Genomic DNA, 15,494 nt, shown 5'->3' with positions numbered 1-15,494 from the left:
GGTGCGGACCCGGGCTCGCTTCCTGGGGTGTGGTTCGGCAGGTTCACCGGGCCGCCGGACGCAGTCGCAGGCCCTGCATACCGCCGTCGACGGCGAGTGAGGTGCCGGTGGTGGCGCCGGACAGGGGGCTCGCCAAGTAGGCGATGGCGCCCGCCACTTCGTCGGCCGAGACCAGGCGGCCGGTGGGCTGGCGGGCCTCCAGCGCGGCGCGTTCGGCGACGGGGTCGGAGGCCGAGTCGAGGAGCCGGCCGACCCACGGGGTGTCGGCCGTGCCCGGGTTGACGCAGTTCACGCGGATGCCCTCGGCGATGTGGTCCGCGGCCATGGCCAGGGTCAGGGAGTACACGGCGCCCTTGGTGGCGCAGTACAGGGCGCGCTGCGGCAGGCCGGCCGTGGCGCCGATCGAGCAGGTGTTCACGATGGCGGCGTGCGCCGAGTCGCGCAGGTGGGGCAGCGCGGCGCGGGAGACACGGACCATGCCGACCACGTTGACGTCGTAGACGCGGTGCCATTCCTCGTCGTCGTTGTCCTCGACGGTGCCCAGGGCGCCGATGCCGGCGTTGTTGACGACGATGTCGAGGCCGCCGAGGTCGGCGACAGCGGCGGCCACCGCCTCCCGCACGGACGTGTCGTCGGAGACGTCGGTCCGGTAGCCGAGCAGTGGTTTCTCGACCGACGACGGGTCGAGGTCGAGGACGGCGACCTGTGCGCCGCGCGCGGCCAGCAGTTGCGCGGTGGCCCGGCCGATGCCGGACGCACCCCCTGTGACCAGCGCCTTGAGACCCTCGAAGTCGGTCATGCGGCCTGCCCCTTCTCCTTCGCCAGGTCGGCGGCCCAGAAGGTGCCGCCGGGGAACGTGTACTGCGCGATGGACTCCGGCCGCATCGCCGCGGAGAAGCCCGGCGCCGTAGGTGCCTGGTAATGACCTTGCCTGATCACCACGGGGTCGAGGAAGTGACCGTGCAGATGATCGACGTATTCGATGACCCGGTTCTCGGTCGTGCCGGCCAGGGCGACGTAGTCGAACATCGACAGGTGCTGGACGAGTTCGCACAGGCCGACACCGCCCGCGTGCGGGCAGACGGGGACGCCGAACTTGGCCGCGAGCAGCAGGATGGCGAGGTTCTCGTTGACGCCGCCGACGCGGGCCGCGTCGATCTGCACGACGTCGAGGGCGTCGGCCTGGAGAAGCTGCTTGAACACGACGCGGTTCTGGACGTGTTCGCCGGTGGCGACCTTGACGGGGGCGACGGCCCGGCGGATCGCCGCGTGGCCGAGGATGTCGTCGGGGCTGGTGGGTTCCTCGATCCAGTAGGGGTCGAACTCGGCGAGCGCCTTGGTCCAGCGGATCGCCTCCTCGACGTCCCAGCGCTGGTTGGCGTCGATCGCCATCCGGATGTCGGGGCCGACCACGCTGCGGGCGACCCGGCAGCGGCGTACGTCGTCCTCGAGGTCCGATCCGACCTTGAGCTTGATCTGGGTGAAGCCGTCGGCGACGGCCTCGGTGGCGAGCCGGGTGAGCTTCTCGTCGTCGTAGCCGAGCCAGCCCGCGGAGGTGGTGTAGGCGGGGAAGCCCTTCGCCAGCAGGTCGGCCGTCCGTTCGGCTGCGCCCTCCCGGCCCCGGCGCAGCAGGTCGAGGGCCTCGTCGGGGGTGAGCGCGTCGGTGAGGTAGCGGAAGTCGATCTGCTGGACGAGCCACTCGGGTTCGGCCTCGGCGAGCAGCTGCCACAGGGGCAGACCCGCCCGTTTGGCGGCGAGGTCCCATACGGCGTTGACGACGGCGCCGATCGCCATGTGCATCACGCCCTTCTCGGGTCCGAGCCAGCGCAGCTGGCTGTCGCCGATCAGGTCTCGGTTCAGGGTGCCGGGGTCCGCGCACAGCTCGTCGACGGACCGGCCGACCACATGCCCGCGCAGCGCGTCGATCGCGGCGACCTGGACCTCGTTGCCCCGCCCGATGGTGAAGGTGAAGCCGTGCCCCTCGTGCCCGTCGCCCGCGTCGGTACGCAGCACGACGTAGGCCGCCGAGTAGTCGGGGTCGGGATTCATCGCGTCGGAGCCGTCGAGCTCCCGCGAGGTCGGAAACCGGATGTCGTAGGTGTCGACCGCGATGACGCGGGCGGGGGTCGGGGACACGGGATGCCTTTCGGTCAGTGGCAGGGGTTCCACCGGGGAACCTCAGGGGTACGTCAGGGGTGGCTCGGGATCAGTCCTGCGCACGTCCCGTCGTCACGCGAGCGATCATGAGCGCAACCAGGATGATTCCGCCGTAGATCGCCTGAATCCAGAACGACGGCACCTGGGCGAGAGTCAGCAGGTTCTGCACAACACCCAGCAGAAGTACGCCGGTCAGCGCACCGAACATCGTGCCCTTGCCGCCGTCGAGGCTGATGCCGCCGATGACGGCCGCCGCGAACACGGTGAAGATCATGTTGTTGCCCTGGTTGGCGCTGATCGCGCCCACGTAACCGGTCTGCATGATCCCGCCGACGGAGGCGAGCGCCCCGGCGACGACGAACACGCCGAGCATCACCCGTTCGACCCGGATGCCGGCGGCCCGGGCCGCGTCGGCGTTGCCGCCGATCGCGTACAGGGCCCGGCCGACGCGGTGGTACTTGAGGACGAGCCCGGCGACGGCGAAGCAGGCCCCGGCCACCCATACCGACATGGGCACGGTGAGGAAGGTGGTGGTGGCGAGGGAGTAGAAGGAGTCGGGCATGCCGAACAGGGTCTTGCCCTTGGTCGCGCCGACCAGCAGGCCGCGCAGCACGATCAGCATCGCGAGCGTCACGATGAACGCGTTGAGCTTGAACTTGACGACCAGGATGCCGTTGAACGCGCCGACCGCTCCGCCGACGGCGATGATCGCCAACAGGGCGAGCACGGCCGGGAGTTCGGTTCCCCACCCGGACTGCGCGGCCGGCAGCACGAGCAGCGCGCCGACGGCCGGGGCGATGCCGACGACCGACTCCAGGGAGAGGTCGAACTTGCCGGTGATGAGGACGAGCGACTCGGCGAGCACCACCATCGCGAGGGCGGCGGAGGCACCGAGGATCGAGATCAGGTTGCGTTCGGTGAGGAACGAGTCGTTGACGAACGTACCGAGCACCATGAGCAGCAACAGGGCTGGTACGAGGGCGAGTTCGCGGGCGCGGCGGAGCAGTACGGTCTTGGCCGAACGCGGGTCCGGGGCCCTGAGGGGGACGAGGGGCGGGGCCTTTGTGTCAGCCATGGTCCACTCCTTCTATGGAGGCGATCAGCTCGTGGTCGCGCCAGCCCGCCGGGTGTTCGGCGGCGACATGGCCGTGGAAGAGGACGAGGACGCGGTCGCAGCGTCTCAGGTCGTCGAGTTCGTCCGACACGACGAGAACCGCGGTGCCGTCCTCGCGGGCGCTGTCCATGCGCGCGAGGAGGGATTCCTTGGACTTCACGTCGACGCCCGCGGTGGGGTTGATCAGGACGAGCAGTTTGGGGTCGGAGGCGAGGGCGCGGGCCATGACGACCTTCTGGGCGTTGCCGCCGGACAGGTCGGAGACGGGCTGCTCGGGGCCCTCGGTGTGGATGTCGAGGCGGTCGATGAGGGCGGTGGCGAAGCCACGTTTGCGGCTCTCGGAGACGAACCCGTACCGGCCGAGACGGCGCAGGACGCTCATGGTGGAGTTGTCGCCGACGGTCATGCCGGAGACCAGCCCCTGTTCGTGCCGGTCACGGGGCACACAGCCGACGCCCGCCGTCAGGGCCGCCTGTACGTCCCCGAACGGCAGCCGCGCGCCGTCCAGCCGGGCACTTCCGCCGGTCGGTGTGTGGAGCCCGGCGAAGGACTCGGCCAGCTCGATCTTGCCGCTGCCACTGGACCCGGCGAGCCCCACGACCTCACCGCGGCGCACGGTCAGGTCGATGTTCTCGTACGCCGGTGAGGTGAGCCCCTCGGCTGCCAGCAGCACCGGCGCCCCGGGCTCGACTCCCCTGACGGTGACGGCCTGTTCGGCGATGGACTCGCCGGCCATGGCCTCCACCAGGGCCTGACGCGGCAGGTCGGCGACCGGGGCGGTGGTGATCCAGCGCGCGTCGCGCAGGACGGTGACCGTCTGGCACACCTCGTACACCTCCTGGAGGTGGTGCGAGATGAACAGGAAGGTGACGCCGGATTCCTGGAGTGCGCGCATCCGGGTGAAGAGCCGGTCGATCTCGCGGCTGTCGAGCTGGGCGGTCGGTTCGTCGAGGACGATGAACCGGGCGCCGAAGCTCAACGCCCGCGCGATCTCCACCATTTGACGGTCCTCGACCTTGAGGTCCGCGGTGCGGGCCTCCGGGTCGACGTGCACGTCCCAGGTGTCGAGGAGTTCGGCTGCCTCGGTGCGCAGCCGCCGCCAGTTGATGGCTCCGCCGCGCCCGGTGGGCTGCCGGTTGATGAAGAGGTTCTCGGCGACCGTCAACTCCGGTACGACGGTGGGCTTCTGGTAGACGCAGGCCACCTTGGAGCGCCACGCGTCGCGGTCGGCGATCGGGGGCGCGGGCCGGCCGTCGAAGCTGACCGTGCCCTCGTCGGGGGCCTGGAGGCCCGTGAGGATGCTGACGAGGGTGGACTTTCCGGCGCCGTTGCGGCCCACGAGGGCGTGCGACTCACCCGGCAGGACGGTGAGCCGCCCGTCCTGCAGGGCGGTGGTGGGACCGTACCGCTTGGTGATGCCGCGCGCCTCGACGAGCGGTACGGCAGGGGTGTCCGGGTTCTCCGGTGGCTGGCTGTTCATCCGACCGTGTTGCCCCAGAGCGCGGTGTCGTCGACGTTGTCCTTGGTGACCAGGGGCGCGGGGAGCTGGTCCTCGAGGATGCCGCTGGGCAGCTTGACGATCGTGGAGCCGTGGTCGGTCGGGCCCGGCTTGAAGGTCTTCCCCTCCATCGCGGCCTTGATGTAGTACATGCCGTACTTGGCGTAGAGGTCGGCGGGCTGGGAGACGGTCGCGTCGATCTCGCCCTTGCGGATGGCGTCGAACTCCTGCGGGATGCCGTCGTTCGAGACGATCGCGATGTGGCCGGCCTCGCCCGCCTTCTTCAGCATCCCCTTGGACTTCAGGGTCTGCAGGGTGGGCGCGAGGTAGACGCCGCCGGCCTGCATGTAGATGCCCTTGATGTCGGGGTTGGCGTTGAGCAGCGTGTCGAGCTTGGAGGCCGCGGTGTCGGACTCCCACTTGGCCGGTATCTCGAGGACCTTGAGCTTCGGGAACTTGGCCTTCACACAGGCCCGGAACGCCTCGGACCGGTCGCGGCCGTTCACCGACGCGAGATCGCCCATGATCTGGACGACCTTCCCCGAGGTGATGTGCTTGCCGAGGTAGTCGCAGGCCTGCTCGCCGTACGCGACGTTGTTCGCGCGGACGACCATGGCGACCTTGCCCTTCTCGGGCGCCACGTCGACGGCCACCACGGGCACGCCCTTGCGCTCGGCCTGGTCGAGGCCCGCCTCGATGGCGGCGCTGTCCAGCGGCGCGACCACCAGGCCCTTCACGCCCTGGTTGAGCTGGTTGTTGATGTCCGTGATCTGCTGCGAGGGATCACTGTTGGAGTTGACCGTCTTCAGCGCGTCGACGCCCTCGGACTTGGCCATCTTCGGCACGTAGTCGTTGTACGACTGCCAGAACGGCGACGTCAGCAGCGGCAGGATCACTCCGACCTTGCCGGTTCCGTCACCGCTGTCGCCCCCTGAGGCGACGGTGTCCTTGGTGCTGCCACAGGCGCTGAGCACCAGGCCGGCACAGGCGGCCACGGCCACCGCGCCGAGGCTGCGAGCCCTGACTCGCCTCTTCGGTTCTCCCACGGTTCTTTCGAACATCTGATGGCTCCTCGTTGAGCGTGATCGAGCGGATGCCCCGCATATTTATCAGACCACTTCGGGGTTAGAACACCCCACAGGGCCAAATTTTCCCGGAATCCGACCGTAGTGGTCCGACCAACTTGCTGGTTAGACTGCGGCGGCACCCGGCGACAGGAGGACACGGCGTGGACGAGATCCCGGCCGACAGCACAGAGGCCGCCCCACAGAAGGGCACCGTGACGCAGCGCGCCATCGAGCAGATCAAGGCGATGATCGGCGAGGGCCGCCTGGAACCGGGCCAGCGGCTGCCCACCGAGCGCGACCTCGCGGCTCGGCTGGGCATCTCCCGCAGTTCGATGCGGGAGGCGATCCGGGCGCTCACCGTGATGGGCGTACTGGAGGCCAGGCACGGTTCGGGCATCTACGTGACCCAGCTGGAGGCCGGCGACCTGCTGGAGACCTTCGGTGTGGTCGCCGACCTCTCGCGGGGACCTCGGCTGGCCGAGCTGCTGGAGGTCCGGCGCATCCTCGAGTCGACGGCGACCGCGCTGGCCGCGGCGCGGATCACCCCGGACCAGCTCGCGGAGGTGGAGAAACACCTCACGGCGATGAACGCCACCGACGATCCCGAGGAGATCCTCGCCCACGACCTCGCTTTCCATCGCGCGATCACCGCCGCGGCGGGCAACGACAGCATGGCGGCGATCCTGGAGGGCCTGTCCTCCCGCACGTTCCGCGCCCGCGTGTGGCGTGCCTACCAGGAGGAGGGTGCGTTCACGCGCACGCGGCGGGAGCATGCGGCGATTCACCGTGCGCTTGTCGCCCACGATCCGGAGGCGGCGCGGGCGGCGGCTGCGGCGCATGTGGGGGAGGTGGAGCAATGGTTGCGGGGGCAGCATGACGCTCCGCGTGGAGGGGCGTGATTTGGCTGTCCCCCCGGTGGGGGCTTGTCGCGCAGTTCCCCGCGCCCCTGGGCAGGGGGCGCTGTGCGCCCCCTGCCCCCCCGCCTTCGACCCTCAGGGCTCCGTTGATCTGTACAGGCCGAACTGGGCGATCCTCGGCTCCGCTCGTGACTTTGTCACCCGGATCCGCCAGCGCCTTGCTCTGAGCGGGGTCGGCAGTAGCAGGATTCGGCTTGCGCCGATCGTGCCCGCGCCTGTCACCCTGGTCCAGCGGCCGTTGATGTGCGCCTCGACGGTGAAGGTCTCGACCTGTTGTCCGTGCTGGATGTCCTCCGCGAGCCGTATCCGGTTCACCTCCACCTCCCTGCCTAGGTCGACAGTGACGGTCGTCGGAGTCCGGGTGACCGGGGCCCCGAGCGTCAGGTCGGCCGGCAGTTCCCGGTCGACGCGCTCCCGGAACTCCCGCAGCCGGGTGACGTCGGAGGCGGCGAGGCGTCCGTCCGTGTCCGGCGGGACGTTGAGCAGGAGTACGGCGTTGCGGCCGACCGAGCCGAAGTAGATCTCGGTCAACTGGTCCACGGATTTGGGCTGTTGGTCGGCGTGGTAGAACCAGCCGTCCCTGATCGACACATCGCACTCGGCCGGCCACCACTGGACGTAGTCGGCGACCCCCCGAGCCGCGACCAGCGCGTCCCGGCCTCCCATGTCCGCCGCGTCGTAGGAGAGCGCGAAGTCGGTCCGGCCGTAGTCCTTCTCGGTGACCGGTACGACACTCCACTCGTTCTCGCGTGCCAGCCCGCCCTCGTTGCCGACCCAGCGGACATCCGGCCCGGAGACAGCGATCGTGGCGTCCGGGGCGAGGGTGCGGACGAGGGTGTACCAGCTGTCCCAGTCGTACTTCTCGACCTTGTCCGGCGGGATGCGCCCCTGGGCGCCGTCGAACCAGACCTCGTCGACGGGCCCGTACTCGGTGAGGACCTCGTAGAGCTGGTCGAGCATATGGGCGCCGTAGTCGGTGGCGGGGAGCGTGAACGTCGGGCCGTCCGGACGGTCGTCGTTGTCGACCGGGGTGGGGATGGTGTGCTCGGTGCGCGCGCTGCCGTTGGCGTAGACGCCGTGCAGGTACTGGTTCTCGTCGGCAGGGGAGATGTACACCCCGACCTTCAGCCCGTACCGCCGCATGGAGTCGGCGAACGAGCGCAGCACATCGCCCTGCCCACCGCGCCAACTGCTCGACGCCACCGAGTGGTTGGTGTACCGGGACGGGTAGAGGACGAAGCCGTCGTGGTGCTTGACGGTGAGGATGGCGAGCTTGAACCCACCGTCGCGCAGTGCCCGCGCCCACTGGTCGGTGTCGAGGCCGGTCGGCTGGAAGACATTCGGGTCCTCGTCGCCCGTGCCCCATTCGAGGCCGGTGAAGGTGTTCACCCCGAAGTGCAGGAACGCGGTCCGCTCCAGCCGCTGCCAGGCGATCTGCCGTGCCGTGGGCCGGACTTGGGATGCCTTGCGGACGAGGGTGTCGGCGGAGTCGGCGGAGCTGACGGGGATACGGAAGACCGGCTCCTCCGTCGGCGCGGCCGGAGCGGCCAGGGCCGGTGAGGTGCCCCGGGAGGCGACGATTGCGGCGGCTGCCGTGACGAAGAGACGTCTGGAGACTGTCATGGGGAACGGGCTCCTCGGGTCAGTGGATGGTGGTCAAGTGCCATACGGCAGGCGTACGTTGGTCTGGCGGGTACTGCATGAGACGACCGTCGTCGGTCAGGTGCACCGCCATCCGTGTGATCGCATTGAGGAGTCGGTAGCCGCCCTCGGACTGCTCCAGCTCCCAGCGCTGCAGCGTGTTCGCGGTGTCGCAGGTCTGCTCGGTGAGTTCGACGCCGGGCTGGAGCGGGGTGTTGAGCGTGAGTTTCCCGCCGCGCACCTCCAGGCAGCCGATCCCGGTCTTCAAGGTGATGTATCCGTCGGGTGTGCGTCGCAGTTCGACGGCCAGTGAGACGGTGCCCGACCGCAGGGTGTACGTGCCGTCCGCGATCGGCGCCTGAACCGGATCCCGCCGGCCGGGGGCATGCCCGACGGCCGTCCCCCGCGCGGTGAACTGGGCATACGTGGCGTCAGGATGCGGATCACCCCAGGTGGCCTGCGCGAGATGCCGCAGCGCCGGGCCGGTGTCGACGGCGACCTCGTTCTCGGTCTCACCCCGTCCGTTGTCCGGCCAGAGGCTGATCTTCGCGCCCACGATGCCCTGGCTGGAGGCGAGTTTCTCGCCCTCGAAGCTGCGCGGGTCCCAACTCTGGTCGTACAGACCCTTGGTGTCGGTGTGGAAGCCGCCCCGGACTAGGTACAGGGCGTAGGCCGCGTTCATCAACGGGTAGCCCTGGGCGCGGAGTTGGCTCGGTTTCACGGCCACGTTCAGCCAGTGCTCCACCGTGGTGCCCGCGGTCACCGGCACGGTGTTGGCTCCGGTGAGCCCGTCGTTCCAGATACGCAGTTTCTTGCCCTTGGCCGCCAGATAGGTCCGGATGCGGTTGACGAAGTCGATGAACGCGTCCTGGGGTGTGGCGTTCGCCCCGTACTTCTCCCTGGCGTAGCGGAGCATCTGCGGGTACTTGGCGAAGTCCGAGCCGAGCATGTACTCGTCGGCGCCCATGTGCCAGGAGGCACCGGTGAACACCTGCGCGTACTCGTCGATCAGGCTCGTGTAGTAGTCGAAGGCGGCCGGCTGGGTGATGTCGAGCCTGCTGGGCTGCTTGTTGCCGTCGGAGTCCGTGAGCTGGAGATCCGGGCGGTTCTCGATCCACGGGTCCATGTGGCCCGGGGAGTTGATCTCCGGAATGATCTCGACGTGGTACTTGTCGCCGAGGGCGACGAGCCGCCGTATCTCGTCCTTGGTGTAGTAGCCCCAGGTGTTGGCCTCGGGGTGGGTGTCGCTCTTCACCTTGAGTTCCAGGAGCAGTTGGTTGAGTTTGGCGTACGCCATGTCGCGTACGAGGTTCTCCAGCCACCGCGTCGAGATGTGGATGTAGCAGGCGCACACGCCGACGCCGCGTTCCGCGTACCGGGGTACGTCGACCGTGCGTCCGGCGGGGATCCGGTCGCCCTGGGCGAGCAGTTGGAGGAGGGTGCGGGTGCCGTAGAAGGCGCCGCTCTCGGTCGCGCCGGTCACCGACAGCCTTGCACCGGCGCGGAGTTCGTACCCTTCGGCGCCGAGGGCGGTCCGTGCCGGGGTCACGTCGATAACGATGTCACCGGCTCGCGCGCCACCGCTCACGACGGGTACCACGCCATGGCCGGCCGCCCTCAGGTCGTCGGCGAGGGTGTCCGCGACCCTGCGCTCGGGCGCGGTGTCGGCGACGAGTCGGGCGGCAGGACCGAACCGGTAACTCCCGCTCTCCGGGGTCCAGTTGGCGAGCGCCGGCACCGTCACGGGAGCCGTGGCCACTCCCCCGGCTCCTACCCCCGCCCCCGCCCCCGCCGCGCCCGTCCGTGCGGACGCCTGGACCGGCACGGCGAGCAACAGGAGGGCCACCACGGCACCCAGGAGCCGGCCTCTTCGCTTCGTACCCATCTGTCTCATCTGGCTCATCTGGAAGCTCCCATTCATCGGAGGTGTGATGATTGAGCGCGCCCCAGGGGGTGTCAATGGGGCCTCGCGCCAGGCAGGTTCGACCAGTGATCGGATGACCAGCGAGTCTGCGACGAGGGCCGGATGGGTCACCGTCAGAAAAGTCCAAGAGACGTGGTCCGAATGTCCAAGCCCGACGAGTCTCGACGCCCTCCGTACTCACGAGTAGCCTCATCGCCGCACGCGTAGCACGATGTGTTGTATCCACCCCGAGGAGCCCCCGTGACCAGCTGGGTCGGCCGTACCGCCACCGAGATCGCCGCCGCCGTACACGAGAAGCGCGTGACGCCCCGTGAAGTCGTGGCCGAACATCTCGCGCGCATCGAACTGCTGGACGCCCGCGTCGGAGCGTTCCGCCGGCTGCGGGCCCAGGAGGCGCTGGCCGAGGCGGACGAGGTGGCCGACCGCGCGGACCTGGCGGACCTTCCGCTCGCGGGCGTACCCATCGCGGTCAAGGACAACCTGGGTGTACGCGGTGAGCCGACCCGGCACGGTTCCACCGCGACGCCGGACACCCCCGCCGACCACGACCATGTCACCGTGGCCCGGCTGCGCGCGGCGGGCGCGATCGTCGTCGGGGTCACCAATGTGCCCGAGCTCTGTATCTGGGGCACTACGGAGGGGCCCCTCGGCACGGCCCGCAACCCCTGGGACACCACCCGCACGGCAGGCGGTTCGTCGGGCGGCAGCGCGGCGGCCGTCGGCGCCGGAATGGTGCCGATCGCGCTGGGCAACGACGGGATGGGTTCGCTGCGCATCCCCGCCGCCAACTGCGGTGTCGTCACCATCAAGCCGGGTCTCGGGGTCGTCCCGGCGGGCATCGGCAACGGCGACTGGTTCGGCATGTCGGAGAACGGTCCACTGGCGACGACGGTCGAGGACGCCCGGCTGATGCTGTCGGTCCTCGCGGACACCCGGTTCGTACGGTCAAACGCGCACGCCGGCCGCAGGGTCGCCCTCTCCGTCCGCAGCCCCATCACCGGCGTCACCATCGCCAGGCCCTACGTCTCCGCCGCGCGTGAGGCCGCCGCGCTGCTGGACAGCGCCGGTCACGAGGTGCGGCCCGCCGACCCGCCGTACCCGCTGTCGATCGGCGTGACCTCCTTCACGCACTGGACGGCGGGCACGGCACGGGACGCGGAGGGCTTCGACCGGAGCGGACTGAGCCGGCGGACCCGGGTCCACGCGGCCGTCGGGCGCCGGTTCGTCGGGTATGTCGAGCGGGGGCAGCACAAGGAACAGCTGCGCCGGCGCCTCGAGCCGTTCTTCGCCGAGCACGACGTGCTGCTCACCCCGGCCCTCGCCCGGCGCTCACCCGTCGCCGCGGCCTGGCACGAGCGGGGCTGGCTGCGCAACGTCCTCGCCAACACCAACTACTCGCCGATGACGCCCCCGTGGAACCTGACGGGCTGGCCGGCGATGGCGGTCCCGTTCGGCACCCTGCCCTCGGGCGCGCCCTGCGCGGTCCAACTGGTGGGCCGTCCGGGCTCGGAGGCCGTACTCCTCGACGTGGCCCAGCAGTTGGAGGAGCTGCACCCCTGGCAGCGGACGGCTCCGCTCGCCTGATCAGTACTGCGTGCTGTCAGTCGCCGAGTGCCTTGTACATGATGTGCAGGCCGACCCGGCCGTCCCGGGGATGCTCGAACGCGTCCGGGACCGTGCCGAGGATCGTGAAGCCCAGCGAAGTCCACAGCCCGACCGCCGGGTTGGTCTCGACGACGGCGTTGAAGACCATGCCCCGATAGCCATGGGCCTCGGCCTCGCCCAGGACGTGTTCGGCGAGGGCGCGGCCGATGCCACGTCCGCCGCGGTCGGGGTCGACCATGAAGCCGGCGTTGGCGATCCGGGCGGCGGGGCCGGCGTAGTTGGGGGTGAGGTAGGCGGAGCCGACGACGGCTCCGGCACCGTCCTCGGCGACGTACACGCGCTTGGCCGGGCTCATCCACAATGCGCGGGCCGCTTCCTCGGAGGTGTCCGGGTCCCAGGTGTAGGTCTCGGCGGCGGCGACGATGCGGTGCCAGAACGGCCAGATCCGCGGCCAGTCGTCGGCCGCGGCTCCTCTGATGATCAGCATGGGCGCGAGTCTGGCACGCCCATGCCGACGGCGATCTCGACGGGTCCTGTGGGTGCGTCAGTCGACGCTGGGCAGGATGTGGGGCTCGGCGAGGTCGTCCTCGTAGCCCGCCAGGCGGATCGGGGCCGACCTGGCCCACACGTCGAGGCTGCCGAGCCGCTCGCTCCGGTCGCCGGGGGCCGCCGTGCGTTCCTCAGGGCCTTGTTCGAGATTCGTCTTCTCCGGTGTCACCGCGCACTCCTTATGTGTCGGGTCACCCTCAGGGCATTCGGGACCAGTCTGGTGCCGGCCGCTCCATGTCCCTTCGGGCGTGGGTCAAGAACAGTCAGGACGCGGTGGCGCCGGTGACGGACCGTGGGTGTGGGTGGAACCCGTCGTGCTGCCCGTCCGGGACCAGTATTAACCAAATGAGCGGGCGCCCGCTCGATGGGGCTGAAAACAAGGGGTAAAGAACTCAAGTCACCCAGTGTTCATTCAGCCATAATCTGCGGTTGTTTGTTACCTGGAGGGGGGTTTGACCATCACCCGTACGGCCCAACCGACGTACCCGTGTACCCCGTACGTCCAGAGTCTGTCGGCTGACGGTCCGTCATGAGACGGTACGCGGATGACGTCACCGTACGGACTCGAGGGGCGCGTCGCCCTGGTCACCGGGGGCACCCGCGGGATCGGTCTGGCCGTCACCGCGGCGCTGGTGCGGGCGGGGGCCCGGGTGTGCGTGACGGCCCGGGATCCGGACGGGGTACGACGGGCCGCCGAGGAACTCAGCGGGATCGGACTGGCGGGCGATGTCGCCGACCCGGCCCACCTGCTGGCGTTGACCGAGTTCACACTCGACGCGTTCGGGCGGCTCGACATCCTTGTGAACAACGCGGCGACCAACCAGCCCTACGGCCAACTCATGGACGCCGACCCGGACCTCTGGCGCGAGGCGTTCACACTCAACGTCGAGGCTCCGCTGCGGCTGACCCAGTGCGCATGGCGGGCCTGGATGCGCGAACACGGCGGCACCGTGATCAACATCTGCACGGAGGGCGCCACGCATGTCGGCCCCAACGTGGGCGCGTACGGCACCAGCAAGGCGGCCCTCCTGCACCTCACCCAGCAACTCGCAGGCGAACTGGCCCCGAGGGTACGAGTGAACTCGGTCTCCCCCGGCCTGGTAAGAACGGAAATGGCCCGCTTCGTCTGGGAACACACCGAGAACCCCGGCCTACCGCTCGGCCGCATCGGCGAACCCGAGGACATCGCCAACGCAGTACTCTGGCTGGCCTCGGACGCAGCCAACTGGGTAACAGGAACAGACCTCCTGGTGGACGGAGGAACCCGGGTACGCCCTGCACTTAGGGCAGAGACATCCCCGGTTCATGAACACCTACGGCGACACGAACCCACCGAGGGGCGCGGGGAACTGCGCGACCAGCCCCCACCGGGCCCGCAGCCGCATCACCGAACCCCCGACTACCACTTACCGGGCGCGTAGTCCTTCATAAAGACCCCGTACAGATCCTCCCCCGCCTCACCCCGCACGATCGGGTCATAGACCCGAGCCGCCCCGTCGACAAGATCGAGCGGCGCATGAAACCCCTCGTCCGCCAACCGCAGCTTGTCGTAATGGGGACGCTCGTCGGTGATCCACCCCGTGTCGACCGAGGTCATCAGAATCCCGTCCGCCTCGAACATCTCCTGCGCACTGGTCCGCGTCACCATGTTCATCGCGGCCTTCGCCGCGTTCGTGTTCGGATGCCCCGCACCCTTGTACCCACGCCCGAACACCCCTTCCATCGCCGACACGTTGACGACATACGCGCGCCCGCTCTCCGCCGCGCTCGCCGCCCCCGCCATCACCGGCCGCAACTTGCTGATCAGGATGAACGGCGCCGTGTAGTTGCACAGCTGGGTCTCGAGGAGCTCCACCGGGGAGATCTGCTCGATGGTCTGCACCCACGTGTTGGTGTCGACGACGTCGGGGACCAGGCCGCCCGCGTCGATGGCGGTGCCGTCGAGGTGCCGGGCGACGCTGGCGTTGCCCGCGACCAGGGCGAGATCGGCGACCTGCTGGGCGTCGATGCCGCTTATCCCGACGGGCAGCGCGGCAAGGCCGTCGACCGCGCCGGAGTTGAAGGCCCCGATGACGTGGTGGGCGGGCAGCTCACCGGCCGGCAGCGGGGCGCTCTCGGCCTCGACCAGCGCGGCGTAGGCGGAGGGCAGCCGGCGTACCGTCTGGGTCGCGTTGTTGATCAGGATGTCGAGGGTGCCCTGTTCGGCGATCCGGTCGGCGAGGGCCACGACCTGCGCGGGGTCACGCAGGTCGGTGCCGACGATCTCCAGGCGGTGCAGCCAGTCCGCCGAGTCGTCCATGGCCTTGAAGCGGCGGATGGCGTCCTTGGGGAACCGCGTGGTGATCGTGGTGTGCGCGCCGTCGCGCAACAGCCGCAGCGCGATGTACATGCCGATCTTGGCCCGGCCTCCGGTGAGGAGCGCGCGCTTGCCGGTGAGGTCGGTGCGGGCATCGCGGCGGGAGCGGTTCTCGGCGGCGCAGTTCTGGCAGAGCTGGTGGTAGAAGTAGTCGACCTCGACGTAGCGGGTCTTGCAGGTGTAGCAGGAGCGGGGGCGCTGGAGTATCCCCGCGATCTGCCCCTCCCGGGTCACCGACGACGGCAGGATGCCCTCGGTCTCGTCGTCGATGCGCTGGGCGGAGCCGGTGGCCGTGGCCTCGGTGACGGCCTTGTCGTGGGCGGTCTTGGAGGCCCGGCGTTCCTGTCGGCGCCGCTGCTTGACCGTGCGGTAGACACCGGCGGTGGCGCGGCGCACGGCGATGGCGTCGGGGTGGTCGACGTCCAGCTTGTCGAGTTCCTCGAGCACGCTGAGGCAGACGGCCATGCGCTCGGGGTCGATGCCGGGACCGTAGGAGACGTCCGCCACGTCGTCCATGCCGTCCACGGCCGTCGGGCCGTCCTCTGTCACCGTCATCGCGCTGCCGTTCCCTGGGTCGCCTTCGCGGCGCTCGGACCGCGCCAGCTCTCGAACAGGCGATTTTACGGAAGCCCCGGCCCAGGAACCAAACCCGCGACGATCATGACG

General features: G+C 69.6%; 13 protein-coding genes. 3 read left to right on the top strand and 10 right to left on the bottom strand.

What is annotated here, in order from left to right; all coding sequences use genetic code 11:
* Positions 1 to 43: 43 nt before the first annotated feature.
* The 5 genes from PV396_RS08140 to PV396_RS08120 all read right to left on the bottom strand — a co-directional run bounded on the left by PV396_RS08140 (position 44) and on the right by PV396_RS08120 (position 5,830).
* On the bottom strand, positions 44 to 799 hold the full coding sequence (locus tag PV396_RS08140) for an SDR family oxidoreductase (protein ID WP_319201882.1): 756 nt from the start codon (positions 797 to 799) through the stop codon (positions 44 to 46).
* The gene (locus tag PV396_RS08135) at positions 796 to 2,136 is read right to left on the bottom strand and encodes an L-fuconate dehydratase (RefSeq protein WP_319201880.1); all 1,341 of its coding nucleotides are present in this window, start codon (positions 2,134 to 2,136) and stop codon (positions 796 to 798) included. The genes PV396_RS08140 and PV396_RS08135 overlap by 4 nt, the downstream gene beginning before the upstream one ends.
* 70 nt (positions 2,137 to 2,206) lie before the next feature.
* Positions 2,207 to 3,232 (bottom strand): ABC transporter permease, encoded by a 1,026-nt coding sequence (locus tag PV396_RS08130; RefSeq protein WP_319201878.1) that lies wholly within the window; start codon positions 3,230 to 3,232, stop codon positions 2,207 to 2,209.
* Positions 3,225 to 4,751 (bottom strand): sugar ABC transporter ATP-binding protein, encoded by a 1,527-nt coding sequence (locus PV396_RS08125; protein ID WP_319201876.1) that lies wholly within the window; start codon positions 4,749 to 4,751, stop codon positions 3,225 to 3,227. Before PV396_RS08125 ends, PV396_RS08130 begins: the two co-directional genes overlap by 8 nt.
* Entirely contained in the window at positions 4,748 to 5,830 is a 1,083-nt protein-coding gene (locus PV396_RS08120; protein WP_319201874.1) for a sugar ABC transporter substrate-binding protein, read from the bottom strand. Before PV396_RS08120 ends, PV396_RS08125 begins: the two co-directional genes overlap by 4 nt.
* A 167-nt stretch (positions 5,831 to 5,997) precedes the next feature.
* On the opposite strand from PV396_RS08120, the gene PV396_RS08115 reads away from it, so the two are divergent.
* Positions 5,998 to 6,735, top strand: coding sequence for a FadR/GntR family transcriptional regulator (locus tag PV396_RS08115; RefSeq protein WP_319201872.1), 738 nt, complete (start codon positions 5,998 to 6,000; stop codon positions 6,733 to 6,735).
* Between the two features lie 93 nt (positions 6,736 to 6,828).
* Here PV396_RS08115 and PV396_RS08110 read toward each other — a convergent pair whose 3' ends face one another.
* Together PV396_RS08110 and PV396_RS08105 are read right to left on the bottom strand one after the other, a co-directional pair.
* Positions 6,829 to 8,376: an alpha-L-fucosidase gene (locus PV396_RS08110; RefSeq protein ID WP_319201870.1), complete on the bottom strand. Its 1,548-nt coding sequence runs from the start codon at positions 8,374 to 8,376 to the stop codon at positions 6,829 to 6,831.
* Between the two features lie 19 nt (positions 8,377 to 8,395).
* Positions 8,396 to 10,297, bottom strand: a complete 1,902-nt coding sequence (locus PV396_RS08105; protein ID WP_319201868.1) for a beta-N-acetylhexosaminidase — start codon at positions 10,295 to 10,297, stop codon at positions 8,396 to 8,398.
* Positions 10,298 to 10,558: 261 nt separating this feature from the next.
* On the opposite strand from PV396_RS08105, the gene PV396_RS08100 reads away from it, so the two are divergent.
* Positions 10,559 to 11,902, top strand: a complete 1,344-nt coding sequence (locus tag PV396_RS08100; protein ID WP_319201866.1) for an amidase — start codon at positions 10,559 to 10,561, stop codon at positions 11,900 to 11,902.
* Positions 11,903 to 11,918: 16 nt separating this feature from the next.
* Here PV396_RS08100 and PV396_RS08095 read toward each other — a convergent pair whose 3' ends face one another.
* Both PV396_RS08095 and PV396_RS08090 read right to left on the bottom strand, forming a co-directional pair.
* Positions 11,919 to 12,407 carry an N-acetyltransferase gene (locus PV396_RS08095; RefSeq protein ID WP_319202314.1) on the bottom strand — a complete coding sequence of 163 codons (489 nt, stop codon included), beginning with the start codon at positions 12,405 to 12,407 and terminating at the stop codon, positions 11,919 to 11,921.
* A gap of 60 nt (positions 12,408 to 12,467) precedes the next feature.
* Positions 12,468 to 12,641 (bottom strand): hypothetical protein, encoded by a 174-nt coding sequence (locus tag PV396_RS08090; protein WP_319201864.1) that lies wholly within the window; start codon positions 12,639 to 12,641, stop codon positions 12,468 to 12,470.
* A gap of 376 nt (positions 12,642 to 13,017) precedes the next feature.
* On the opposite strand from PV396_RS08090, the gene PV396_RS08085 reads away from it, so the two are divergent.
* Positions 13,018 to 13,893: an SDR family oxidoreductase gene (locus PV396_RS08085; RefSeq protein WP_319201862.1), complete on the top strand. Its 876-nt coding sequence runs from the start codon at positions 13,018 to 13,020 to the stop codon at positions 13,891 to 13,893.
* Here PV396_RS08085 and PV396_RS08080 read toward each other — a convergent pair.
* Complete coding sequence (locus tag PV396_RS08080; protein WP_319201860.1) at positions 13,872 to 15,383, bottom strand: SDR family NAD(P)-dependent oxidoreductase; 1,512 nt, start codon at positions 15,381 to 15,383, stop codon at positions 13,872 to 13,874. The genes PV396_RS08085 and PV396_RS08080 overlap by 22 nt on opposite strands.
* Positions 15,384 to 15,494: the final 111 nt, after the last annotated feature.

The organism is Streptomyces sp. ME02-8801-2C, assembly GCF_033793965.1.
In the GTDB taxonomy this organism is placed as follows: Bacteria; Actinomycetota; Actinomycetes; order Streptomycetales; family Streptomycetaceae; genus Streptomyces.
The sequence above is the reverse complement of the archived record's forward strand: the minus strand, read 5'-3'. Positions and strand labels throughout refer to the sequence as shown.

Excerpts from the sequence above, each read along its gene's own strand:
- PV396_RS08140 (WP_319201882.1), bottom strand. The coding sequence starts at position 799 with ATGACCGACTTCGAGGGTCTCAAGGCGCTGGTCACAGGGGGTGCGTCC.
- PV396_RS08130 (WP_319201878.1), bottom strand. The coding sequence starts at position 3,232 with ATGGCTGACACAAAGGCCCCGCCCCTCGTCCCCCTCAGGGCCCCGGAC.
- PV396_RS08125 (WP_319201876.1), bottom strand. The coding sequence starts at position 4,751 with ATGAACAGCCAGCCACCGGAGAACCCGGACACCCCTGCCGTACCGCTC.
- PV396_RS08120 (WP_319201874.1), bottom strand. The coding sequence starts at position 5,830 with ATGTTCGAAAGAACCGTGGGAGAACCGAAGAGGCGAGTCAGGGCTCGC.
- PV396_RS08110 (WP_319201870.1), bottom strand. The coding sequence starts at position 8,376 with ATGACAGTCTCCAGACGTCTCTTCGTCACGGCAGCCGCCGCAATCGTC.
- PV396_RS08105 (WP_319201868.1), bottom strand. The coding sequence starts at position 10,297 with ATGAGCCAGATGAGACAGATGGGTACGAAGCGAAGAGGCCGGCTCCTG.
- PV396_RS08085 (WP_319201862.1), top strand. The coding sequence starts at position 13,018 with ATGACGTCACCGTACGGACTCGAGGGGCGCGTCGCCCTGGTCACCGGG.
- PV396_RS08080 (WP_319201860.1), bottom strand. The coding sequence starts at position 15,383 with ATGACGGTGACAGAGGACGGCCCGACGGCCGTGGACGGCATGGACGAC.